We start from the raw sequence: 22021 nt of genomic DNA, 5'->3' as shown, positions 1-22021 counted from the left end.
GGCTCCAAGACGTGGGGGAGGCTGGTTCGTCGCCGCCGAGTATGGGCGTGAGCATGACGAGTGGGGACATCCCGCCGGGCATAAGACGCGGGTTATGGTGCGGCGACGGCACGCTGCGTACGCTGCTGAAATGCAGCTGGAACTGAGGCATCTGCAAGCCGTCTGCCGGATAGCGGAGGCGGGAAGTCTGGGTCTCGCCGCGCGTCGGCTCGGGGTGTCCCAGCCCGCGCTCTCGGCTCAGCTGCGCCGCATCGAACGGGTCGCGGGCGGCGAACTGTTCGTCCGTACCAGGCACGGCGTGGAACCCACCGCTCTGGGCCAGTTCGTGCTGGGCAAGGCGCGCCGGGTGCTCAACGAGATGGACTCGCTCGGCGCGGAGTCACGCGCGTTCGTCACCGGGGCGCCGCTGCGGCTGGGCTGCATTCTGCTGGTGCTGGTCGACGGGCTGCTGGAGCAGACGGATCTGGCGATGTCGGGCCAGGAGATCACCGTGGACCTCGAACACTCGGCGACCTCACTGCTCCGGATGCTGGGCGCGGGGCAGTACGACGCCGTCGTGTACGGAGAGGTCAACGAGCACGAAGTCCCGCTGCCGGAAGGGGTCCTGGCCCGGACGTTGATCCCCAAGGAGCCGTTCTGCATACGGATGTCGGCGAAGCATCCCCTGGCCGACCGCGCATGCGTCGAGCTCGCGGACCTCGCGGAGGAGTCGTGGATGTCCTTGGTCGAGGACGACGACGGCGGGCCCGAGGCGCTCGTCGAGGCGTGCGCGAAGGCCGGGTTCGTCCCCTCCCTGCGCTACCGGATCACCGACCGCAAGATGCACTACGGGCTGATCGCCGCGGGGCGGGCGGTCTCCCTCAGCCAACCGACGGCTCCGTACGCGCACGGCACGGTCCTGCGCCCCCTCGCCGGCACACCGGTCACCGGCCGCATCCGTCTCGCCTGGAACCGCTCGACGGTCTCCGCCGGGCAGGCGGACCTCCTCTACCGGGCCGCGGCCCGCGCCTACTTGGCCAATGTGGACAACAACCCCTTCCACCGCGCCTGGTGGGACGCCCGCCCGGAGCTGCACCCGACCCTGGATTAGGGTGCCCTCGTGTCCATGCCAGGTCACCCGAGCGAGAGAAGACCATGAGCGACGTCACCGGATTCCTGAGCATCTCCCCCACCACCCTCGCGGACGTCCTCGGGCACGAACAGGTCATGGACATCGGCATCCGGCCCCTGTGGGAGCCGATGCCACGTATCGCCGGTCCGGCCTTCACGGTGCGCTGCCCTCCGGGCGGCAACCTCATGCTGCACGCCGCCATCTACCGCGCGGAGCCCGGCTCGGTCGTCGTCGTCGAGGCCGGTGACGTGGACTTCGCTGTGGCGGGAGGGAACGTCTGCGCGGTCGCCAGGCGCCGGGGCATCGCGGCGTTCGTGGTCGACGGCGTGATCCGTGACCTCGCCGAGGTACGCGAGATGGGCTTCCCGGTCTTCGCCAGGGGCGTCGTTCCCGTCCCGGGGGCCAAGACGGGCGTGGCGCCGCTCAACGGTGAGGTGCGGTGCGGCGGCGTACGGGTGAGCGCCGGCGACATCGTGGTGGCGGACGAGGAGGGCATCGTCGTGACCCCGGGCGCCCGTCGGGAGCAGGTGCTCGCCGACGCCCGGGCGAAGGAGGCCAAGGAGGCGGACGAGTCCCTCGACGCCTGGGAGGCGACCCACCGCGCCCGTATCGAGGCGATCCTGGCCGAGAACGGTTTCGAGGGCTGATCGCCCCCGTGCCCGCACCGGACACCTCCGGGCCGGACGCAGCGAACCGTCCGGAACACCGAGAGGGTGGGGTGGGTAGCAGCCGTTCAATGGGCTTAGGGTTTGATCAGAGCCATTTCGAAATGCCCGGGAATGTCATGAAACAACGCCGCCGTGCGTCGGACGACACCCAGGAGCTCCTTCACACCCTTGGGCGTCTTGTCGATCAAGCCCTGGAGAACCTCCGGATCCAGCGGGCCCAGGCCGAATTCGGTATGGCCCTGCAGCGGCACATGCTTCCGCCCACGCTGCCCCGGTTCCCGGGTATCCGGCTGGCGACGCGGTACAGCCCCTGTCAGGACGGTCTGGCCATCGGCGGTGACTTCTACGACGCGTTCGCGATGCGGGACGGCGTGGCGGGCATCGCCATAGGCGATGTGCAGGGACACGGGGTGGAGTCCGCCGCCTTCATGGGTGAGGCCCGTGCGAGTCTGCGCGCCCTCGCCAGCGTCACGGCCGACCCGGGCGAAGTGCTGACCTGCACCAACGACCTGCTGATCGCGCTGGGCTGCGATCTCTTCACCACCTGCTGCCTGGTGAGCTTCGTCCCGGAGACCGGCGAGCTCGGTATCGCCCGGGCCGGCCACGTCCCCATGGTGTGGGGCACCGACGCCGGAGAGTCCGGAGTCTCCCTGGACGCCGGGGGGCTGCCTCTGGGGATTCTGCCCGATCAGACGTACCCCGTGATGCGCCGGCAGGTGCGGGAACCCGGGTACCTGGTCCTGCTGACCGACGGCGTGGTCGAAGGGCCGTCGTACCCGATCGACGAGGGGCTGGCGGAGGTGGCCGGGCTGGTGGGCTCCGCCTGCGGAGCCCCTCCCGAAGCGCTCGCCTCACAGGTGATCAAGGTCGCCGACCGCACCGGACACGACGACGATGCCGCCGTGATCGTCGTCCGATACGACGGGCCGCCGGGCACCGGCTAGCGGAGGCGCGGCAGGGCCCATGGCACCGGTGTCGGCGCGTCCGACCCGCCGGGACGGCGCGGCGTGGTGTCTGATGCTGCTGTGGTGGACAGCGCATGGCTCCGACGGCACAAGGTCACTGCTCTGGCGATTCTGGCGGTCGCCGCGCTCTACTACGCGACCGCGCGCCTCGGGCTGCTTCAGCAGCTGGTGCGCGACCAGGTCACGCCCCTGTGGCCGCCGACCGGGATCGCCGTCGCTGCCCTGCTGCTGTTCGGCCTGCGGATCTGGCCCGGAATCGCGATCGGCGCGCTCGCCGTCAACATCTCCATCGGCCCCACGACCGCGTCCGTCCTGGCGATCGCCGCAGGCAACACCCTGGCCCCCGTCTGCTCGTACCTGCTGCTGCGCCGTGCCGGGTTCCGCAACGACCTCGACCGCCTGCGCGACGCACTCGCCCTGGTCTTCCTCGGCGCCCTGGGTCCCATGCTGATCAGCGCGACCGTCGGCAGCGGCACTCTGGTCGTCTCGGGGGCGCTCCCGGCCGACGGCTTCTGGCCGGCCTGGTCGGTCTGGTGGACGGGCGATGCCACGGGCGTCCTGCTCGTCACGCCCTGCCTGCTCGTGCTCCGGCAGGCCCGTTGGCCGCGCGACGTCGGTCTCGCCGGATGGGCGGAGGCGGCGGCCCTGGTGGTGTGCACCCTGACCGTGACCCTCCTGGCGACCGGCAGCGGCAGCTCCTCCCTGCTCTTCCTGGTGTTCCCCTTCCTGATCTGGGCCGCGTTCCGCTTCGAACAGGCGGGGGCGGCACCGTGCGCCCTGGGCGTCTCCTTGCTCGCGATCCTCGCGGCAGGCCGGGAGACCGGTCCCTTCGCCCATCACGATCTCCTGACCAACATGGTCACCCTCCAGGCGTTCAACGGCGCCCTCTCCCTCACCGCCCTGCTCCTCGCCGCGGTCATCACCGAACGCAACCGCACGCACGAGGAGATCCAGCGGCTGTGCGTCGAGCTCGCGAGGACGGTCACGGAGCAGGGCAGGGGGACCCGTCCGGGGTCACCCGGGCAGTGAGACCGTCACGTCTTCTGCCTCCGTACCCCGGTCCTGCCAGAATCCCCGGTATGGCTGACACGATGAGGGCAGTGGTCCTGAGCGGACCCGGACCCGTGGAGAATCTGGTCGTCACCGACCGCCCCGTTCCGGTCATCCGGCCGGGCTGGGTGCGGATCGCCGTCAAGGCGTTCGGCCTGAACCGCTCCGAACTGCACACCCGCCTGGGCATGGCCGAGGGCGTCACCTTCCCGCGCGTGCCGGGCATCGAGGCGGTCGGTGTCGTCGACGGGCTCGATCCCGCGGACGCGGACAGCGGTCTGGCCCCCGGCGTGCAGGTCGCGACGATGATGGGCGACATGGGCCGCACCTACGACGGCGGGTACGCCGCGTACACGCTCGTCCCCGTGGGCCAGGTCATTCCCTTCTCCTCGGAGCTGGACTGGGAGGTCCTGGGTGCGGTCCCCGAAACACTGCAGACCGCGTACGGCTCGCTGACCACCGGCCTGGATCTGACCGCGGGCCAGACCCTCCTGATCCGCGGCGGCACCTCCTCGGTCGGGCTGGCCGCCGCCGCCCTGGCCAAGCAGATCGGTGCGACCGTCCTCGCGACCACTCGCAATCCCGGGCGCGCCGAGGTCCTCACGGCACAGGGCGTCGACCATGTCCTCGTCGACGACGGCCAGGTCGCCGAAGCCGTCCGGGCGCTCCACCCCGATGGCGTGGACGCCGCCCTCGAACTGGTGGGGACCCCGACCCTTCCCGACACGCTCGCCGCCACCCGTGTCCACGGGACGGTCTGTTTCACCGGGATGCTCTCCAACCAGTGGACCGTCCGCGACTTCTACCCGATCGGTTACCTGCCCAACGGCGTACGGCTGACCGCCTACGGAGGTGAGAGCGGCGACCTGCCCGCCAGGGTGCTCCAGCGTTTCCTCGACGAGATCGCCGCCGGCCACATCGCCCTGGGACCGGTCCACACGTACGGTCTCGACGACATCCGCCGCGCCCACACCGACATGGAACGGGGACACCGGGTCGGCAAGCTCGTGGTCCTGACCGGCCGTTCCTGAGCCGCGCAACCCTCCTGCAACGTCGGGGCGGGTTCACTGGAGCGGCGCAGCTGTTTCTGGCGGTCGGAGAAGGGCCCGTAGGTGACCACACACGAGACGAACCATGCCCCTGGCGACGCACCGGCTCCCGTCGTGGAGTTCACTCCCGCGGCTGCCGTTCTGCTGCGCAGACTGCGGGCGGACCACGGCCCGCTGATGTTCCATCAGTCGGGCGGCTGCTGCGACGGCAGTGCCCCCATGTGTTACCCGGCCGGTGAGTTCCGGACGGGGAACTCGGACGTGCTGCTCGCCTCCCTCGACGTCACCGGCGTCGCCGAGCCGGTCCACTTCTGGATGTCGAAGAGTCAGTACGAGGTGTGGGCACACACCCGGCTGATCGTCGACGTGGTCGAGGGGCGCGGCAGCGGCTTCTCGTTGGAGGCTCCCGAAGGGGTGCGGTTCCTGATCCGCTCGCGGCTCGTCGGCAGCTGACTGCCGACGAGCCGGGGCGTGCGGTCACGCCGTGTCGCGTACCGCCACGATGCCGTTGAACACTCCCGCGTACGCCGTACCGTCGGGGCCGATGGTGAGGGGCGCCCAGTTGTTGTCGTACGACGGCCCGGTGCCCGTCAGTTTCCGCCAACGGCGTTCACCGGTGCGGAAGTCGACGGCCGTCAGGTACCAGGCGTCGATCCCGAGGGCGTTGGGCTCCTTCTCGTAGAAGTACAGCAGGCCGTTCGCCGTGGAGAGCTTGGGGACGGTGGAGGGCGAGCGGACGTCGCTCTCCCACACGGTGTCGCAGCCGCTGCCGTCGGCCCGCACGTCGATCCGGGTGACGCCGCCCACGACGCTGCGGCCGAGCAGGAGCGTGCTCGGGTTCTCGTAGCCGTAGTTGTTCTCCACGACCAGGCTGTTCCCCCAGCTGATCAGGGAGTTGTCCGTGGTGGAGCTGCCCGCCCGGAAGACCGGGACCTTGCAGACGAGGCGCCGGTCGTCCGGGGTGGCGGCGGAGCGGCGGTAGACCAGGACGTTCATCCGGTCGTCGGCGTTGTCGGTGATCGCGACGTAGTCGTCGCCCTGGCCGAAGAGGTCGGGTGTGGTGCCGGAGCCCTGGTTCACGGAGCCGGGCTTGGTGCCGGTCCCCCGGTCGTACGTCTGCCGCCACTGGACGACCGGCGTACCGTCCGCCGAGGCGGTGAAGCTGTACAGGGCGTGGTCGGAGACGATCGATACGCCGTCACGGGCCACGGAGAAGGAGTTCTGGATCTCCTCCCCCGCCAGCCGCACGGAGCGGATGACGGAGGTCTGCGGGTCCACGGTGCCGACCCGTCCGAGGCGGGTCACCCACCAGATGCGGCCCTCCCAGTCGGGCATCACGGAGGTGACCGGGTCGCAGGTGCCGCTGGGGAAGAGGTTGGTCCAGCTCGCGCAGTCGTGCGGCACCTGGCCGGTGAGGTCCCAGTCGTTCTCGACGGTGAAGCGCCAGGTGCCGTCCGCGTCCTGTCCGTGCGCGATGCGCAGGACGTGCTGGCGGGAGTCGGCGAGGACGACCCGGTCCTGGTTGTCGAGGTAGAAGTAGGCGCCGCCCGAGGTGTCCTTGAAGATCTTCGAGAAGTCGAGGCTGGTGATCGCCTCGACGGTCGACGAGCGCTGCGGGAGCTTGTACTCGGCGAGGGTGTCCAGGGTGCGCGGGTCCAGGAGCTTGAGCAGGAAGCCCGTGAACGTACCGCAGACGGTCACCAGCCGGCCCGCCGAGTCGAAGGTGGCGGTGGCGCACTCGCCGCCGACCGGGGCGATCTGTTCGCTGACGACCTCGGGGGCGCGGCCGAGCGGCCCCGGGAACGGGTGGGTTCCGCTGCCCGCCGCGTCCGCGTGCATACCGCTGCGCCCGTTGGGGGCGAGGAAGGGGTGTTGCGGCGGCGCCTGCCCTGGGACGGGCACGGCCGTGGCCGGCGCCCCTTCGTAGCCGCTGACCAGACGGTGGCCGGGCGCCTTGGGGATGTCGTCCGCCGCGGCCGGGGAGACCGGCGCCAGGAGGGTGAGGGCACAGAGGGCGAGCAGCAGCGTCGGGGTGCGCGCGTGCACTCTGCGGGAGAGCAGGGACAGCGGGGACATGGGACTCCTCGGTTACGGACGGGGGTCGCGCCGTCGCCCGACGCTAGGGCGAGCCCCTTGAGGTGTCCATGGAAATGCGGGCCCCCGAGGAAATTGAAACGGGGAGGCCATGACCGCTTCACGCCCCCGCAACGATCAGCGCTGCGGCCTCTGCGGGGGCTTCGGGTGCTGCTTGCGGGAGCGGTTGTCCAGCAGCGCCCGCCTGATCTCGGCCGCCGTGGCCCGCGCGTGCGCGGAGGTCGCCGTACGGTCGGCCACCGCGGTGACGAAACGGTGCGTGGGGTGCTGGCACCGTACGCACGGCGTATCGGTGGTGACCAGGTAGCCGTCCTCGCACTGCGGGTCGGAGCAGTGGCCCGGCTGGAGCAGCTGCTCCGCGATCGCCTCGACGCTCCAGCGGCGGCGGCCGTCCTCGTCCTTCTCGTGCAGGGCGTGGGACCAGCGTGTGTTCCACCGGCGTTCCATCCGGTCCACGAGCTGGGCGGGCGTGCGGCGGCCCAGCTCCTGATGGATCAGCTCGTGGATCTCCTGCGGCATCCGGCGGCCGAGCGCCTGCGTCAGCGGCTGCGGAATGGCGCGCAGGACGTAGCCGACCGGGTCCGATCCCGCCCTCTGGTGCCAGGTCCGGCATCCGCATTCGCCCTCGGGCGGCATCGGGGTGTGGCAGCGCCCGCACAGACCCCGGCACTCTCCGCAGAGCCCGTCGTTCAGCCCGTCCAGGTGGGGTGCGGGGGACCTGCCGCATTCCCGGCAGCAGGCGGCGCACAGCCCGCAGAGGCGTTCGTTGCCCACCTTCGTCGTCCAGGTCCGCTGCTGGCAGCGGCAGCAGAGCCCGGTGTTGCAGTACTCGTGGTGGGCGGCGCCCGACTGCCGTCCGGGGGGTGGGAAGGACATTGCTGCGTTCTCCAGATACGTGGCGGGGCCGTCCGGAGCAGTGCGCGGCCGGGTTCCGTCGCCATTGTCCCGTATCGGGCGGCGACACGTAACGGAAAGAGGTGGTCGGGGCGAAACGCAGCAGGTCAGCCGCAGGTCAGGGGTGCAGGCTGCTCACGACGTTCGTCGTGGCGGTGATTCCCTCCTGGATGGTCGGCGCCATGCTCGTGCCCGCGAGGAAGAACCCGAGCAGGGCGCAGACTAGGGCGTGCGAGACCTTCAGTCCTCCGTTGCGCAGGAAGATCACTGCGAGGATCAGCAGGAGCAGCACCAGTGAGATCGAAATGGCCATGGCCAACCTCCTCCGCCGCGCCGGAATTGCGGCATTCGGCCGCCAGTGTGGCGTAGCGGAGGGGCCATCCGGCGCACTGGCGTGTCCGCCGAACGGGTGTTGACTGGGTGTGACCGTTTCGGCGCCGGGTGGGCGGTCAGGCAGTGGCGCGCCCGTCCCTCTCCCGGTCGCGCAGGAACTTTTCGAGTCCGGCCAGGTCATCGGTGTTGAGGTGGTCGACCCCTGCCGCGAGGAGCTCCGTCCATACGGCTTCGCGTGCCGGGCCCGGCACGTCGGGCGTGGCCCAGAAGCGGACGCGGCGGCCCTGGCGGTGCGCGGCGTCGACGAGGGTGCGGAGCCTGTCCCGCTCGGCCGCGGGGAAGGGGCCGGTGCCCTGCCAGAGGAAGCTCTGGGTCCAGTTGCTGCTGACGAGCGGGATGAAGGAGGCGGTCGCCGGCCCGGTGAGGTCGTCGAGCCGGCCGTCGTAGAAGGCGTACCGGGTCCGCTGGGCCTCCATGGGCACGCGCGCGGCGCGGTCGCCGGAGATGACGGGGGTGACCGCGCCGGTGTGGACGCGGCCGTTCCTGAAGCGGGTCAGGATCTTGCGGTAGGGCTGGAGCTGCCGGTCGAGTTCGGCGTACGTGGCCGCGCCCTCGTTCTTGATGTCGATCAGCAGTTGCAGCGGGGCTCGGTGTCCGGCGTGGACGGAACCGTGGTTCGCCGTGACGCGTGCCAGCAGCGGGTCGAGGTAGAGCGAGGCGAGGGTGCGGGTGGGGTCGAGCCCGGCGGGTTCATGGGCCACGAGCAGTTCGCCGCCGACGAGGAAGATGTCCGCCTCGACGCTGGTGAATCCGTGGTCGAGTGCGTCGTGCAGCGGGCGCGCGTGCAGGTAGTCGTTGTGCGCGTGGGCGTGGGCCAGCGGGCGCGGGCCCGGCCGGCCGGTGGAGGCCGCAGCCGCCTGCGCGGGAATCACGGCGCCCACGGCCGCGGTGGCGAGCGCGGTGGTGACGACTCTGCGACGGGTCAGGTATGCCATGGGGTCTCCCTGAAGCGAAGTGGCGGCGTCCGGAGGAGTGGACGCGACCGAGTATGGGGCCGCACCGGCCTCTAAAGGCAGGTACCTGCCAAGAGTTGGAGCGGTCGTCGCCCACGCGTCGACTGCGCCGCGTCTGCCGTTTCCCGGTCAGGGCCGGTCCACAGGAGGCCGGTTGAGGCGGGCACCGCACCCGTGCGCCCGACGCGCCCGGCCGTGACCGGAGAGCCGTCGGCCGGGCGGGACTCTGCGGAAACGGCCTGCCGTTCGGATCATGCCGGGCTCAGGGCACCGGCGAGTCCGCGCTGCCGGTCCGGTTCGCCCCAGTGGACCGTCCGGTCGCACCAGCGCTCCAGAAGCACCCGGTCGTGGCCCACGGCCAGCAACGCCGCTCCGGACTCCTCGCGGTACGCCTCCACGACCGCGACCAGGGCGGCGGTGGTCGAGGCGTCGAGCATCGCGGTCATCTCGTCGCAGATCAGCAGCCCCGGCCGGAGCACCAGGGCGCGGGCGAGACAGGCCCGTTGCAGCTGTCCGTCGCTGACCGCGTGCGGGCGGCGTCCCAACAGCTCCCCGGTGAGGCCGACCTCACGGGCCAACTCCCCCACCCGTTCAGCCACTTCACTGCGCCGCCCGGTGGACCTCAGCGGCTGGGCGATGAGCTCGCGCAGGCTCAGCCGGGGGTCGGCGGACAGGCGCGGCTGCTGGAAGACGACGCCCACCGCGGTGCGCTGGGCCTGCGGGGCACGGTGGCGCCAGCCCCGTACCGGAGCGCCGTCCAGAGTGACGGAGCCGGCGTCGGGACGGTGCAGCAGCGCCGCGACCCTCGCCAGGGTCGACTTTCCGCAGCCGCTGGGGCCGAGCAGACCGACGGACTCCCCGTGGGCGACGCTCAGCGAGACGTCGCGCACGACCGGGTCGCGCCGGTCGTATCCGGCGGTGATACGGCTGAGTTCAAGCATCGGCGGACTCCTCGGCTCGGCGGACGCCGTCACCGGATACGTGGTGACAGGCCACTCCGTCGTCGAACGACGGCTGTTGCCCGCACAGTTCGTCGGCGCGGGCGCAGCGGGCGGCGAAGGCGCATCCTTCGGGCAGGGCACCGAGCTCCGGCGGCATGCCGGGGACCGGGGTGAACTCCCGTTCCGGAAGGGCGTTCAGCAGGCCGCGCGCGTAGGGGTGACGGGGACCCGGCCGGCCGAAGAAGCGGGCGGCGTCGGCGAGTTCGACGATGCGCCCCGCGTACATCACGGCGACCCGGTCGGCGATCCGCTCGGCCGCCGCCAGATCGTGGGTGATGATCAGCAACGCCCGGCCTCCGTCGGTATGGCGGCGCAGCTCGTCGACGGTTCGCTCGACGAGTTCGCGGTCGAGCCCGGTGGTGGGCTCGTCGGCGAGGAGCAGCGGGGCGTCGCCGACGAGGGCGAGCGCGGTCGCGGCGCGCTGGGCGAGACCGCCGGAGAGTTCGTGCGGGTAGCGGTCGAGGTGACCGGCGGGGAACGCGGCACGTTCGGCCGCCGCCTGCGCCGCCGGGCGCACGGCGGGTCCCCGTACGCCGGTCAGCTCGCGAAGGGTCTCCTCCAGCTGGGCGCGGACCGTGCGTACGGGGGTGAGGTGCGCCGCGGGGCTCTGCGGTACGAGTCCGATCCGGCGGCCCCGCACGGTGCGGGCGAGGGTGCGTTCGCCCGCGGTCAGCAGGTCGGTGTCTCCTTCGAGCACCGCGGCCCCGGTGGTCTCGGCGTTCGCGGGCAGCAGCCCGAGCAGCGCCGAGGCGAGTACGGACTTGCCGCAGCCGCTCTCCCCGACCAGGGCGAGGCACTCCCCCGCCGCGAGGTCGAAGGTGGCGCCGGTGACCGCGGCGACGTGCCGGCCGCCCCGCATCCGGAAGCGGACGGAGAGCCCTGCCACGGAGAGCACGGGCGGTGAGGGCGTCAGGGGTGTCTTCACAGCATCAGCTCCGATCGGCGGCGCGGGTTGATCCGCTCCCGCCAGGCGCCGGCGAGCCCCGCCAGGGCGAGGGTCGGAACGATCAGGAAAAGGCCGGGGAAGAGGGTGGGCCACCAGTCCCCGGCCAGCAGGGAACCCCGCGCCGACTGCACGAGATTGCCGAGGCTCGCCTGATGGGTGGGCAGGCCGAGGCCGAGGAAGGACAGCGCGGACTCGTGCCACATGGCGTGCGGCACCATGAGCACGGCCGCGAGTCCGGCCTGCGGCAGCACTCCGGGCAGCAGATGACGCACGATGACCCGCCCCCGCGAGGCGCCGCCGGAGATCGCCGCGTCGACGAACGGGCGCGAGCGCAGCGACAGCACCTCCGAGCGGACGATCCGCGCGGTGGACAGCCAGTGGGTCAGCGCCACCGACACGATCACCGGCCAGACACCGGGCCGGAACATCGCCACGACGAAGATGCCGAGCAGCAGGTGCGGGATGGACGAGAAAGTGTCGACGAGGCGCATGACGACCCGGTCGGTCCAGCCGCCGAACGCCGCGGCGAGGGCGCCGACCGCCGTGCCGATGACGGTGGCGGTGAGGGCGGCGACGAGTCCGACGAGCAGCGAGACCCGCAGCCCGTACACACAGCGGAGCAGCAGGTCCCGGCCGACGTCGTCCGTGCCGAACGGGTGGGCGAGGGACGGTGGCTGGAGCTTGGCCGCGAGGTCGACGGCCTGCTGGTCGAGCTGGACCAGCGGGGGCACGAGGAGGACGGCGAGCGCCACCGCGACGAGGATGCCGGCCGAGGCGACCACGCGGGTGCGGCGCGCGGCGCCGCGTGCGGGCCGGAGTGCGAGGTCAGCCATCGAAGCCCACTCTCGGGTCGGCGAGTCCGTACAGCAGGTCGGAGAGGAGGTTCCCGAGGAGCACGGCCGCGGTGGCGAGCACCGTGAGGGCGGCGAGCAGCGAGAAGTCCACGGAGGTGGCGGCCTGCACCGTGGCCGCGGCGATTCCCGGCCAGCTGAAGACCGTCTCGACGAGCAGGGCGCCGGTGATGAGTTCGGGGACACGGGAGCCGATGAGCGTGAGCATCGGCAGCATTCCGGAGCGCAGTGCGTGGCCCAGCAGCACGGTGCGTTCGCGCAGTCCGCGGGCGCGGGCGCCGCGTACCGGGTCCTCGTCCAGGGCGTCGGTGACTCCCTGGCGTACGTACAGGAAGAACCACGGCAGTTGGGAGATGCCGAGGACGGCGGCGGGCAGCACCAGGTGGGTGGCGACCTGGCCGAAGGTGACGGTGTCGCTCGCGGCGTCGGTGAGTCCCCCGGCCGGGAGGATGTCGAGCTCCAGGGCGAAGAACCAGATGGCGAGCAGCCCGAGCCAGAAGGCGGGTGCCGCCTCCAGGGTGTACGCGGCGGAGCTGACGCACCGGTCGAGCGCGCCGCCGGGGCGGCGGGCCGCCAGGACGCCGAGTGCGGTGCCGAGCAGGATGGCGACGAGGAACGCGCAGGTGGCGAGAAGCAGGGACCAGCCGAGGCGTTCGCCGATGACGTCGGCGACGGGCATGCGCATCACGGTGGAGTCGCCGAGATCGCCCTGGACGGCGGACGTCAGCCAGTCCCACCAGCGGGTGACCAGTGGCTGGTCGACGCCGAGGTTGGCCCGCAGCTGGTCGAGGTTCTCCTGTGACGCGGTGAGGCCCGCGGTGCCCGCGTACGCCTTGACGGGGTCGAAGGGGGACGCGGCGGCGACGGCGAAGACGCCGAAGGTGACGGCGATGAGGACGGGCACGGCGGACAGGGCCCGCCGTGCCGTCATCCGTGCCATCGGCCCCCAGGGGAGGTGAGGGCTCACTTGTCCGCGCCCTCGGGGGTCCACTTCTCGACGTTCCACCAGGGGCCGGAGGCCAGGCCGTGGTCGTGCGGCTCGACCTGGGTGGTGAGCGCGCCGAAGCGGCTGCCGACGACGTACACGTGGTCGATGTGGGTGAGGAAGGTGTAGCCGGGGTCCTTGGCGAGTTCGCGCTGCACGGTGTCGTACGCGGCCTTGCGGGCGGCGGGGTCGCCGCTCCTGCGGCCCGCCTCGACGGCCGCGTCGACGGCCTTGTTGTCGTACCGGGCCATGTTGTTGAAGCCGTCGCCCGCCAGATCGGACTTCAGCAGGGTGTACTGGTCGAAGTCGGGGTCGGCGGGGGATCCGCCGCCCGCGAGGACGGCGTCCTGCTTCATCCGGGGCTGGATGACTTCCCAGGTGCCGGCCTCGGTGGTGATGTCGATGCCCGCCTTCCTGGCGTCGGAGGCGTAGGCGAGGGCGTGTTCCTGGCGGAGCTTGTCGCCCGTCAGGTACCAGAGCGGGAAGGCCGCGCGCACACCGTCCTTGGTGCGGACGCCGTCCTTGCCGGGCTTCCAGCCCGCTTCGTCGAGGAACTTCTTCGCCGCGTCGAGGTCGTGGGCGCGTTCGGTGCCCTCGGCGAACCACTCGCTGTCGGTGGGGACGGGGCCGTATGCGGGCTTGCCCGCGCCGTTGAGGATCGCGTCGACCATGGCCTCGCGGTCGACGGCGATGTCGAGGGCGCGCCGGACCGCGCGGTCACCGGCGACCTTGTTGTGCGTCGGAAGGGTCACCGTGCGGTAGTCGTACGTCTTCGCCGTGTACGTGCTGAGTCCGCTCCCGCCCTCGAAGCCCTCGGCGAGGTTGGGCGGGAGTATCGCGCCGTCGAGGTCGCCGGAGCGCAGCCGCGTGGCGCGCACGTCGTCGTCCTTGATGATCGCCATGGTGAACCTCTTCACCTTCGGCGCACCGCCCCAGTAGCCGGGGTTGGCCCGGAAGCTCAGCTTCTCGCCCTTGGACCACTTGGTGAGCACGTAGGGGCCGGTACCGATGGGCCGCGTGGTGAAGCTGCCGCTGTTGACGTCCTGCCGGCCCGCGACGTGTTCGGGGGCGATGGGCAGGACGGTGCGCCGAGCGAAGGGCGCGTACGGGTACGCGAGCGTGAAGACGACGGTGTCGTCACCGACGGCTTCGACGTCCTTGACGGCGTCCAGCTCGGTGCGTGACGGGTTGTTCGTCTTCTTGTCCAGGATGGTCCGGTAGGTGAAGACGACGTCCTTGGCCCCGAACGGCTCGCCGTCGCTGAACTTCACGCCCTGGCGGAGCTTGTACGTGTACGTGAGCCCGTCGTCGGCCACGTCCGGCAGCGCGGTGGCGAGCGCGGGCTTCAGCTCCATGTTCCCGTCGAGGGCGAGCAGCCCGTCGAATATCTTGGAGTTGCCGTCCTTGCCGTAGCCGAGCAGGGGGCTGAGGCTGTCGGGCTCGTACGCGATCCCCACGACCGCGGAGTCCGCGGAGGCGGAACCCTTGTCCGAACTGCCCGGATTCGAGCAGGCTGCCGCGGTGATCGAGAGCACGGTCGCCAGCGCGAGCGCGACCCCTCCCCGTACCGATCGGGCCCTCATACGCTGCACACCCCTATTGAAGATCCACCGTTATTGCGAACGCTTCGCAATTAAACAGCACAGGCAGGGGGGCGCGACAGGCGGCCTCGCCGGACATGACGGAGCGGGGGTACGCCTACGCGTACCCCCGCCCGTGACTCCGGTGCCCGGTGGGCCGGTTCGGTTACGGCGCCGGCAGCTCGACGAGCTCCGCGATGACCTCGCGGTGGCGGCCTGCCGTGCCGTAGGCGATCGAATCGGCCTTGGCCCGCTTCAGATACAGATGCGCGGGGTGCTCCCAGGTCATGCCGATCCCGCCGTGCAACTGAACGCACTCCTCGGCGGCGTGGACCGCAACCCCCGAGCAGTACGCCTGCGCCACGGCCACCGCGAGCGGCGCGTCCGGGCTGCCCGTGGCCAGCTCGCCCGCCGCGTTGCGGGCCGCGGCGCGGGCCGAGACGATCTCCAGCCAGAGCTGCGCCATCCGGTGCTTGAGCGACTGGAACGAGCCCACCGGCCGGTTGAACTGGTGGCGTTCACGGGTGTACCGGACCGTCTCGGTGAGACACCACTCGGCGATACCGAGCTGTTCGGAGGCGAGGAGCCCGGCGCCCACGAGCAGTCCGCGCCCCACCGCCGGAACCGCTGACGCGGCGTCGGCGACGCGCACTCCGGTCGCGCCGTCCAGGACGACGGTGGCCAGCGGGCGGGTCAGGTCGAGTGCGACGAGCGGTTCGACGGTGACCCCGTCCGCCGAGGTCTCGACCGCGTACAGACCGTCGGTGGTGGGGACGAGCAGCACATCGGCGGTGGCCGCGTCGGCGACACCGGTGACGGTCCCCTCCAGCCTGCCGGTCACGGCGCTCGCCGGCTGCGCCTCGTCGGCTGCCGGCGCGGAGAACGGCACCGCGAGGGCCGCCGTCCTGCGCCCCGCGGCCAGTTCGCCCAGCAGCTCGACGACGGGACCGTCCTGCGCGGCCAGCGCGAGCAGCACCTCGGTCGCGACGACCGAACTCGTCAGATACGGCACGGGGGCGACGCTGCGGCCGAGTTCCTCCAGGACCACGGCGGCCTCACGGTACGAGGCGCCCTGACCGCCGAGCTTCTCCGGTACGAGCAGTCCGGCCGCACCGATGTCGGCGGCGAGCGCCTTCCAGAGCCGGGGGTCGTACGGCGTGTCGGACTCGACGCGGGCGATGACGCCCGGCGCGTCGGCACGGTCGGCCAGCAGTGCGCGCACGGCGGCGCGCAGGTCCTCCTCGTCCTCGGAGTACAGGAGGACGGGCATCGGGATCGGTTCGTCCTGCGCCGGCTGCGGGGTCTGTGCGGTCATCGGGAGAGGTCCTTCCAGGCGACGTCCTTGTCGTTGCGCGGCTCGGGGGGCAGCCCGAGCACACGCTCGGCGACGATGTTCAGCAGCACTTCGCTCGTACCGCCTTCGATGGAGTTGCCCTTGGAGCGCAGATAGCGGTAGCCGGCGTCGCGTCCGGTGAAGTCGACCAGCTCCGGGCGGTTCATGGTCCAGTCGCTGTACAACAGGCCCTCTTCGCCGAGCAGTTCGACTTCGAGCCCGCTGATCTGCTGGTTGAGGCGGGCGAAAGCGAGCTTCATGGCCGACCCTTCGGGGCCGGGCTGTCCTGCCATGAGCTGCTGACGCAGCCGTTCGCCGCTGAGCCGGGCCACCTCGGCCTCCACCCAGAGGGTGAGGAGACGCTGATGCAGGTCATGGGTGCGCAGTTCGGGCCGTTCGCGCCAGGTCCGTGCGACGGTGCCGATCATTCCGCCCTCGCGCGGGATACGGGCTCCGCCGATGGAGACACGCTCGTTCATGAGCGTGGTCTGGGCGACCTTCCAGCCGTCACCGACCGGGCCGAGCCGCCTGCTGTCCGGGATGCGTACACCGGTCAGGAAGACCTCGTTGAACTCGGCCTCTCCGGTGATCTGCCGCAGCGGCCGGACCTCGACGCCGGGGTCGGTCATGTCGCAGATGAAGTAGCTGATGCCCCGGTGCTTGGGGAGGTCCGGGTCGGTGCGGGCGATCAGGATCGCCCAGCGGGCCACATGGGCGCTGGACGTCCAGACCTTCTGGCCGTCCACGACCCAGGAATCGCCGTCGCGCACCGCGCGCGTCCCGAGCGCCGCCAGGTCGGAGCCCGCTCCCGGCTCACTGAACAGCTGGCACCAGACCTCCTCGCCGACCCAGAGGGGACGCAGGAAGCGCTCCTTCTGCTCGTCGGTCCCGTAGCGGAGGACGGTCGGGGCCGCCATGCCGAGGCCGATGCCGATGCGCCGCGGGTCGTTGTCGGGGGCCCCCGCCTCGGCGAGTTCGGAGTCGACGACGTGCTGGAGGAAGCGGGGGGCGTCGAGTCCGCCGAGGCCGACCGGGTAGTGGATCCAGGCGAGACCGGCGTCGAACCGGGCCTTCAGGAACTCGGTGCGGTCCGTGGTGGCCGGCGGGTGAGCGGCCAGCAACTCGCGGGTGCGGCGGCGGATTTCGGCTGCGGGAAAGGTGACGGTCATCGGGCGGCTCCTGACGGGAGGACGACCACGCGGCCGGTGCTCGTGCCGTCGGCGACACGCTGGACGGCGCTCGCCGCGCCCTCCATGCCGACACGCTCGCTGACCAGCGGCTTGATGACGCCCTGCGTGGCGAGCTTGGTGAGCTCCTCGTGACAGGCGCGCACGGCGGCGGGGTCCTTGGTGTTGTACAGGCCCCAGTGGAGGCCGACGATCGAGTAGTTCTTCACGAGGGCGTGGTTCAGACCCGGCGCGGGAATGGTGCCGCTCGCGAAGCCCACGACGACGACACGCCCCTCGAAGGCGATGCACTTCACGGACTTGGCGTAGGCGTCGCCGCCGACCGGGTCGTAGACGACATCGGCACCGCGTCCGCCGGTGGCCTCCTTGGCGACCGCGACGATGTCCTCGCTGTGCCGGTCGATGACCACGTCGCAGCCCAGCTCGCGGGCGATGCGGGCCTTCTCCGGACCTCCGACGACTCCGATGACCGTGGCACCCGCGGCCTTGCCGAGCTGGACGGCCGCGCTGCCGACCCCGCCCGCCGCCGCGTGCACGAGCAGCGTCTCGCCGGCCCGGAGGTGTGCGCGCCGGTGAAGTCCGAACCAGCCCGTCTGATAGCCGATGTGCAGCGCCGCGGCTTCGGCGTCGTCCAGTGCGTCGGGGGCGGGCAGCAGGGCCGCCTCGTCCGCGACGACGTACTCGGCGAAGCCGCCGCCGGGCAGGGCGGGGGTGGCGAGCACCCTGCGTCCGTCCTCGGTCTCCCCGCAGATCTCCACGCCCGGCGTGAACGGCAGCGGGGGCCGTACCTGGTACTGCCCCCGGCAGAGCAGCGCGTCGGGGAAGTTGATGTTCGCCGCGCGCACCCTGAGCAGCACCTGCCCGTCCCCGGGGGTGGGGCGGTCCGTCTCTTCGAGCTCCATCACCTCGCTCGGCTCGCCGTTCCGGTGCACTCGCCATGCCTGCATGAGGGGCCTCCACAACACTGTCGGCATTACCACTGCTCCGGCGCATACTAAGCGGTCGCTTGCCCGTCTGGGAACACCCTGGCGCCAGGTGACGGACGGCTCACGCCCGCTTCGGTCTGGCCTTGACGTGCATACGCTCCCCCTGGGGCCCGAACAGGCTCAGATACTCCACCGGCTGGTCCCCCACCGGCCCGAACCAGTGCGGCAGCCGCGTGTCGAACTCGGCCGCCTCGCCGGCTCCCAGCACCAGGTCGTGTTCGGCCAGCAGCAGCCGCAGCGTCCCGGAGAGCACGTACAGCCACTCGTACCCCTCGTGCGTGCGCTGCTCCGGCACCTCCGTGCAGCCCGCCCAGTGCACGACCTTGAACGCCTGGAGTCCTCCCGGCCTGGCGGTCAGCGGCAGCACGGTCCGGCCTTCGTGGACGATCGGCTTGATCCTGACCCGGGGGTCGCCGACGGGCGGGGCGCCGATGAGGTCGTCGAGCGGGACCTCGTGGGCGCGCGCGATGGGGAGCAGGAGTTCGAGGCTGGGGCGCCGGCCGCCGGACTCCAGCCGCGAGAGCGTGGACACGGAGATGCCGGTGGCCGCGGAGAGCGCGGCGAGCGTGACATCACGCTCCTTGCGCAGACGGCGCAGCCGGGGCCCCACACCGGTGAGCACGGCGTCGATTTCCGGGTCGTCCCGGTGCTGTTCGTTCATACCGACCATTGCAGGATCGGCAAACGACTTTGTCAATCACGTACGAGGATCGCCGGACGGCCCGCCATGCGGGGACCGCCCGGCGATCGAGAACATCTCAGTCACGGCGCCGGCCGACGATCACCTCGGCGCTCTGCGGCGCCGCCCTGAGGATCCCTCTCCCACGGACGCCCGACTCAACGGGCGAACATCTCGAAGGTGACCGCGGGCCGCCCCCCGAACCGGCTCGCGGCGGCCTGGGACATTCCGGCCAGGAAGGTGCGGCAGTACGCCTCGGGGTCTTCCTCCGTCAGCACCTCGATGTAGGTCCGGTGGGCCAGCAAGGACTCCACGGACCGCTCGAAACCCTCACGCGCGTCCACCGCGTGGGTGGGCCGGTCGGTACCCGCGACGGCGACCCAGCGCACGCCGTCCCACGGCGCGAGCCCCTCCTCGGTCAGCTCCGGGAAGATCCACCGGTTCCCCGCGTCGGCCGCCGCGTCCAGGGTGGCCCGGCCGACCGCGCGATGGTCGGGCGTGTTCCAGGCGACGCCGCCCCAGGTGTCGCGGTGGTTGAGGGTGATGAGCAGTTCGGGGCGGTGACGGCGGATGGCGGCGGCGATGTCGCGGCGCAGCCGCGTGCCGTACTCGATGACCCCGTCCCGGTGGTCCAGGAACTCCACCGTGTCGACTCCGACGACGGCGGCACTCGCCCGCTGCTCGCGCTCCCGCAGCGGCGCGCACTCCTGCGGGGCGATCGTGTCGATACCCGCCTCACCGCGGCTGGCCAGGAGGTAGACGACCTCGCGTCCGCCGTCGGTCCAGCTCGCGACGGCCGCGGAACAGCCGTACTCCAGGTCGTCGGGGTGGGCGACGACGGCCAGTGCGCGCTGCCAGTCCGTGGGCATGGGTTCCAACTGCTGCGTCATGGCCGCAGGCTATCCGCGGCGGACCTCATCACCCGTGATCGACGCCGCGGCGGCCTCAGGCCAGGGAGAGGAAGAGCTTCTCCAGGCGGGCGCGCATCCGGTCGCGGTCGGCGGGTTCGGCCGCCCCGTCCGCCATGCAGTGCTGCAGGCCCGTCGCGATGATCGCGAAGCCGGCACGGTCGAGGGCGCGCGAGACCGCGGCCATCTGCGTGATGACGTCCTCGCAGTCCCGTCCCTCTTCGATCATCCTGATGACCGCGTTGAGCTGCCCCTGGGCGCGACGCAGGCGATTGAGGACCGATCTCAGCTCGTCGGCCGCCATGTCGAGTTCCACACATCCTCCTCCGGATACCCCAGAGGGTATTCTAGCCTGTCCGGGGCAGGAGAGAACGAGTCTCCCGTCCGGCCCGGTGACCGAAAGGAATCTCAGATCGTGACCAGCCCCGCTTCCCTCTCCCCCGCGCAGGCCGCAGCCCGTCTGGAGGAGTTCACCGTCATCGACGTGCGGGCTCCCGGCGAGTACGCCTCCGGACATGTCCCCGGAGCGCTGAACATCCCGCTGGACCGTCTCCCCGAGGCCGTCCCCGCCCTCAAGGCCGCCGCCGCGCGGGGCGCCCTGCTCGTGGTCTGCGCCTCCGGCGTCCGTTCCACGCGGGCCTGCGAGATCCTCTCGGGAGCCGACATCGACGCTGCCGCGCTGCTCGGCGGCACGTCCGCCTGGGAGGGCGACGGACACGGCCTGGACCGCCCCGAGGGCGCTCGTTCCACCTGGCCCATGGAGCGGCAGGTGCGGCTCGCCGCCGGTTCCCTGGTGGTGGCCGGGCTGCTGGCCGGCACCCGCTTCCCCGCGGCCCGCTGGCTGTCCGCGGGCATCGGATCCGGGCTCGTCTTCTCCGCGGTGACCAACACCTGCGGCATGGCGGCGGCCCTGTCGAAGCTCCCGTACAACCGCGCGCCGCGCTCGGCCACGGACCTCGGCGCCACGCTGGACGCGCTCCAGAAGTGAGACGCGGGCGGACCGGGGGGTCCTGCCGCACGTGACGTGCGGCAGGGCCCCCCGGGTTCACACGGCCGTACGGATCAGACCTCGTCCCTGACCAGCGCGAGGAGCCGGTCCAGTACGCGCGGTCCGCCGGCCCGCAGCCCGTCGTGCTCGAACTCGTTCGTCACCCAGGTGCGCAGGCCCCCGATCGACGCGGCGGTGCGCAGGGAGTGCTCGGCGTCGACGTACATGTCGTCGTGGTAGACCGCCGCGGCGACCGGCACCTCGTTGGCCGCCAGCCGTTCGGCGTCGTAGAGCGGGGCCCAGTCGGTACGTGCGGCGAGCAGCTCGGCGGTCTCGCGCAGGGGCCGCAGGGCCGGGTCCACCTCGAAGTGCCAGGGGTGGATGGACTCACCGGTGAAGAGGACGGGCCCCTCCCCCTTGAGCGCCTCGGCCGCGTCGAACGCGGGGAACTCGGCGCGGACCCGTTCGGCCGCCCAGCCGGTCGGGCGCTCACCCTGTGCGTAGATCGCCTCGTGCATCAGCGCGTAGAGCGGGTGCCCTGCAAAGGAGTTGGCCGTGCGCACGGCCTCCTGGAAGGTGTCAGAGAGTTCGGTGCCGTACGGCGTACGGACGAAGGCGTTCTCCAGCAGGTAGTGCAGCTGGTGGCTGCCGCTGCCGCCGCCCAGCATGATGCCGAGGGACTGGAATCCCTCCGTCGTCAGGCGGTGGCCCGCGCTCTCGGGGCGATGCTCGGAGAGGTATGCGGCGATCTCGCGGGCGCGCTCGACGTCCTGCGGGTAGCGCGCGTAGTGGGCGGCGACCTTCCGCTCGATCCGCGGGTACGCGGCGCGGTACACGTCGTCCGCGTGGGCGTCGAGCGACGGCAGCCCGCCGGTGATCAGGACCGCCTTGAGCCCTTCCGGGGCGGAGGACAGATAGCGGACCGCGCAGAATCCGCCGAAGGACTGGCCGAGCACGGTCCAGGGTTCGCCGCCGGTCAGCCCGGGGCGGATCAGCTCGCAGTCGCGGACGATGTTGTCGGACCGGAAGTGGCCGAGATAGTCGGCCTGCTCGCGGGGGCCACCGCGCAGCGGGAGGGTCTGCCGGTTCGCCGGGGTGGAGAGACCCGTACCGCGCTGGTCGAGCAGCAGCACCCGGAACTCGCGCACCGCACGGCCCAGCCAGGCTTCCGTTCCGACGAAGCGGCGCGCGCCGAAACCGGGGCCGCCCTCCAGATAGACCAGCCACGGAAGCTCGTCGTCGGTCCTGCCGCTCGCCACGGCCTCCCGGCCGAAGAGCTCGATCTGCTCGCCGCCCGGGTCCGTGTGGTCGAGGGGGACGGTGAAGCGACGGTCGGTGAAGACGACGCCGGGCTGCCGGTAACTGCTCAAAGGGTGCTCCTGAATCCGATGTTCCGAGGA

23 protein-coding genes are annotated in these 22021 nt (G+C 71.7%); 7 read left to right on the top strand and 16 right to left on the bottom strand.

Annotated elements, in window-relative coordinates:
• The first annotated feature begins 130 nt into the window (after positions 1-130).
• The 6 genes from OG230_RS33170 (at position 131) to OG230_RS33145 (ending at position 5296) form a co-directional block, all read left to right on the top strand.
• Positions 131-1090, top strand: a complete 960-nt coding sequence (locus OG230_RS33170) for a LysR family transcriptional regulator (RefSeq protein ID WP_328907453.1) — start codon at positions 131-133, stop codon at positions 1088-1090.
• Between the two features lie 44 nt (positions 1091-1134).
• A complete protein-coding gene (locus tag OG230_RS33165) occupies positions 1135-1758 on the top strand; it encodes an RraA family protein (RefSeq protein WP_328907452.1) in 624 nt (207 codons plus the stop codon).
• 137 nt (positions 1759-1895) lie between these two features.
• Positions 1896-2723, top strand: a complete 828-nt coding sequence (locus OG230_RS33160) for a PP2C family protein-serine/threonine phosphatase (protein WP_328907451.1) — start codon at positions 1896-1898, stop codon at positions 2721-2723.
• 81 nt (positions 2724-2804) lie between these two features.
• Positions 2805-3773 (top strand): MASE1 domain-containing protein, encoded by a 969-nt coding sequence (locus OG230_RS33155; RefSeq protein ID WP_328907450.1) that lies wholly within the window; start codon positions 2805-2807, stop codon positions 3771-3773.
• A gap of 50 nt (positions 3774-3823) precedes the next feature.
• Positions 3824-4825, top strand: coding sequence for a zinc-binding alcohol dehydrogenase family protein (locus tag OG230_RS33150; RefSeq protein ID WP_328907449.1), 1002 nt, complete (start codon positions 3824-3826; stop codon positions 4823-4825).
• Between the two features lie 81 nt (positions 4826-4906).
• Positions 4907-5296 carry a DUF779 domain-containing protein gene (locus OG230_RS33145; RefSeq protein ID WP_328907448.1) on the top strand — a complete coding sequence of 130 codons (390 nt, stop codon included), beginning with the start codon at positions 4907-4909 and terminating at the stop codon, positions 5294-5296.
• Between the two features lie 24 nt (positions 5297-5320).
• Here the strand turns inward: OG230_RS33145 and OG230_RS33140 are convergent, their stop codons facing one another.
• The 15 genes from OG230_RS33140 to OG230_RS33070 form a co-directional block, all read right to left on the bottom strand.
• On the bottom strand, positions 5321-6919 hold the full coding sequence (locus OG230_RS33140) for a hypothetical protein (protein ID WP_328907447.1): 1599 nt from the start codon (positions 6917-6919) through the stop codon (positions 5321-5323).
• Positions 6920-7054: 135 nt separating this feature from the next.
• On the bottom strand, positions 7055-7813 hold the full coding sequence (locus OG230_RS33135; protein ID WP_328907446.1) for a hypothetical protein: 759 nt from the start codon (positions 7811-7813) through the stop codon (positions 7055-7057).
• Positions 7814-7949: 136 nt separating this feature from the next.
• Positions 7950-8144: a hypothetical protein gene (locus OG230_RS33130; RefSeq protein WP_328907445.1), complete on the bottom strand. Its 195-nt coding sequence runs from the start codon at positions 8142-8144 to the stop codon at positions 7950-7952.
• 136 nt (positions 8145-8280) lie between these two features.
• Entirely contained in the window at positions 8281-9159 is an 879-nt protein-coding gene (locus OG230_RS33125; protein ID WP_328907444.1) for a phosphatidylinositol-specific phospholipase C/glycerophosphodiester phosphodiesterase family protein, read from the bottom strand.
• A 269-nt stretch (positions 9160-9428) separates the two neighbouring features.
• Positions 9429-10118, bottom strand: a complete 690-nt coding sequence (locus OG230_RS33120; protein ID WP_328907443.1) for an ABC transporter ATP-binding protein — start codon at positions 10116-10118, stop codon at positions 9429-9431.
• Entirely contained in the window at positions 10111-11037 is a 927-nt protein-coding gene (locus OG230_RS33115) for an ABC transporter ATP-binding protein (protein ID WP_328911611.1), read from the bottom strand. The genes OG230_RS33120 and OG230_RS33115 overlap by 8 nt, the downstream gene beginning before the upstream one ends.
• 62 nt (positions 11038-11099) lie before the next feature.
• Complete coding sequence (locus tag OG230_RS33110) at positions 11100-11957, bottom strand: ABC transporter permease (protein ID WP_328907442.1); 858 nt, start codon at positions 11955-11957, stop codon at positions 11100-11102.
• Entirely contained in the window at positions 11950-12915 is a 966-nt protein-coding gene (locus OG230_RS33105; RefSeq protein ID WP_328907441.1) for an ABC transporter permease, read from the bottom strand. The genes OG230_RS33110 and OG230_RS33105 overlap by 8 nt, the downstream gene beginning before the upstream one ends.
• 23 nt (positions 12916-12938) lie before the next feature.
• On the bottom strand, positions 12939-14543 hold the full coding sequence (locus tag OG230_RS33100) for an ABC transporter substrate-binding protein (RefSeq protein ID WP_328907440.1): 1605 nt from the start codon (positions 14541-14543) through the stop codon (positions 12939-12941).
• Positions 14544-14706: 163 nt separating this feature from the next.
• Complete coding sequence (locus OG230_RS33095; RefSeq protein WP_328907439.1) at positions 14707-15855, bottom strand: acyl-CoA dehydrogenase family protein; 1149 nt, start codon at positions 15853-15855, stop codon at positions 14707-14709.
• Positions 15852-17042 (bottom strand): acyl-CoA dehydrogenase family protein, encoded by a 1191-nt coding sequence (locus tag OG230_RS33090; protein WP_328907438.1) that lies wholly within the window; start codon positions 17040-17042, stop codon positions 15852-15854. The genes OG230_RS33095 and OG230_RS33090 overlap by 4 nt, the downstream gene beginning before the upstream one ends.
• Positions 17039-18007, bottom strand: coding sequence for an NADPH:quinone oxidoreductase family protein (locus tag OG230_RS33085; protein WP_328907437.1), 969 nt, complete (start codon positions 18005-18007; stop codon positions 17039-17041). The genes OG230_RS33090 and OG230_RS33085 overlap by 4 nt, the downstream gene beginning before the upstream one ends.
• A gap of 100 nt (positions 18008-18107) precedes the next feature.
• On the bottom strand, positions 18108-18707 hold the full coding sequence (locus OG230_RS33080; protein WP_328907436.1) for a helix-turn-helix domain-containing protein: 600 nt from the start codon (positions 18705-18707) through the stop codon (positions 18108-18110).
• 176 nt (positions 18708-18883) lie between these two features.
• Positions 18884-19615 carry a PIG-L deacetylase family protein gene (locus OG230_RS33075; protein WP_328907435.1) on the bottom strand — a complete coding sequence of 244 codons (732 nt, stop codon included), beginning with the start codon at positions 19613-19615 and terminating at the stop codon, positions 18884-18886.
• A 55-nt stretch (positions 19616-19670) separates the two neighbouring features.
• Positions 19671-19949 carry a metal-sensitive transcriptional regulator gene (locus tag OG230_RS33070; protein WP_328907434.1) on the bottom strand — a complete coding sequence of 93 codons (279 nt, stop codon included), beginning with the start codon at positions 19947-19949 and terminating at the stop codon, positions 19671-19673.
• A gap of 99 nt (positions 19950-20048) precedes the next feature.
• Here OG230_RS33070 and OG230_RS33065 point away from each other — a divergent pair, with 99 nt between their 5' ends.
• On the top strand, positions 20049-20621 hold the full coding sequence (locus OG230_RS33065) for a rhodanese-like domain-containing protein (protein WP_328907433.1): 573 nt from the start codon (positions 20049-20051) through the stop codon (positions 20619-20621).
• Between the two features lie 74 nt (positions 20622-20695).
• On the opposite strand, the gene OG230_RS33060 is transcribed toward OG230_RS33065, so the two are convergent.
• Positions 20696-21991 (bottom strand): alpha/beta fold hydrolase, encoded by a 1296-nt coding sequence (locus OG230_RS33060; protein ID WP_328907432.1) that lies wholly within the window; start codon positions 21989-21991, stop codon positions 20696-20698.
• Positions 21992-22021 lie beyond the last annotated feature (30 nt).

Source organism: Streptomyces sp. NBC_00234 (assembly GCF_036195325.1).
GTDB lineage: Bacteria > Actinomycetota > Actinomycetes > Streptomycetales > Streptomycetaceae > Streptomyces.
Note: the sequence above shows the minus strand (reverse complement) of the source record. Positions and strands in the feature narration are given on the sequence as shown.

Bases quoted from the DNA above. Each gene is read 5' to 3' on its own strand.
- OG230_RS33170 (WP_328907453.1), top strand. From the start codon at position 131: ATGCAGCTGGAACTGAGGCATCTGCAAGCCGTCTGCCGGATAGCGGAG.
- OG230_RS33105 (WP_328907441.1), bottom strand. From the start codon at position 12,915: ATGGCACGGATGACGGCACGGCGGGCCCTGTCCGCCGTGCCCGTCCTC.
- OG230_RS33115 (WP_328911611.1), bottom strand. From the start codon at position 11,037: ATGCGGGGCGGCCGGCACGTCGCCGCGGTCACCGGCGCCACCTTCGAC.
- OG230_RS33130 (WP_328907445.1), bottom strand. From the start codon at position 8,144: ATGGCCATTTCGATCTCACTGGTGCTGCTCCTGCTGATCCTCGCAGTG.
- OG230_RS33120 (WP_328907443.1), bottom strand. From the start codon at position 10,118: ATGCTTGAACTCAGCCGTATCACCGCCGGATACGACCGGCGCGACCCG.
- OG230_RS33095 (WP_328907439.1), bottom strand. From the start codon at position 15,855: ATGACCGCACAGACCCCGCAGCCGGCGCAGGACGAACCGATCCCGATG.
- OG230_RS33140 (WP_328907447.1), bottom strand. From the start codon at position 6,919: ATGTCCCCGCTGTCCCTGCTCTCCCGCAGAGTGCACGCGCGCACCCCG.
- OG230_RS33150 (WP_328907449.1), top strand. From the start codon at position 3,824: ATGGCTGACACGATGAGGGCAGTGGTCCTGAGCGGACCCGGACCCGTG.
- OG230_RS33110 (WP_328907442.1), bottom strand. From the start codon at position 11,957: ATGGCTGACCTCGCACTCCGGCCCGCACGCGGCGCCGCGCGCCGCACC.
- OG230_RS33160 (WP_328907451.1), top strand. From the start codon at position 1,896: ATGAAACAACGCCGCCGTGCGTCGGACGACACCCAGGAGCTCCTTCAC.
- OG230_RS33085 (WP_328907437.1), bottom strand. From the start codon at position 18,007: ATGCAGGCATGGCGAGTGCACCGGAACGGCGAGCCGAGCGAGGTGATG.
- OG230_RS33165 (WP_328907452.1), top strand. From the start codon at position 1,135: ATGAGCGACGTCACCGGATTCCTGAGCATCTCCCCCACCACCCTCGCG.
- OG230_RS33080 (WP_328907436.1), bottom strand. From the start codon at position 18,707: ATGAACGAACAGCACCGGGACGACCCGGAAATCGACGCCGTGCTCACC.
- OG230_RS33100 (WP_328907440.1), bottom strand. From the start codon at position 14,543: ATGAGGGCCCGATCGGTACGGGGAGGGGTCGCGCTCGCGCTGGCGACC.
- OG230_RS33090 (WP_328907438.1), bottom strand. From the start codon at position 17,042: ATGACCGTCACCTTTCCCGCAGCCGAAATCCGCCGCCGCACCCGCGAG.
- OG230_RS33075 (WP_328907435.1), bottom strand. From the start codon at position 19,615: ATGACGCAGCAGTTGGAACCCATGCCCACGGACTGGCAGCGCGCACTG.
- OG230_RS33125 (WP_328907444.1), bottom strand. From the start codon at position 9,159: ATGGCATACCTGACCCGTCGCAGAGTCGTCACCACCGCGCTCGCCACC.
- OG230_RS33135 (WP_328907446.1), bottom strand. From the start codon at position 7,813: ATGTCCTTCCCACCCCCCGGACGGCAGTCGGGCGCCGCCCACCACGAG.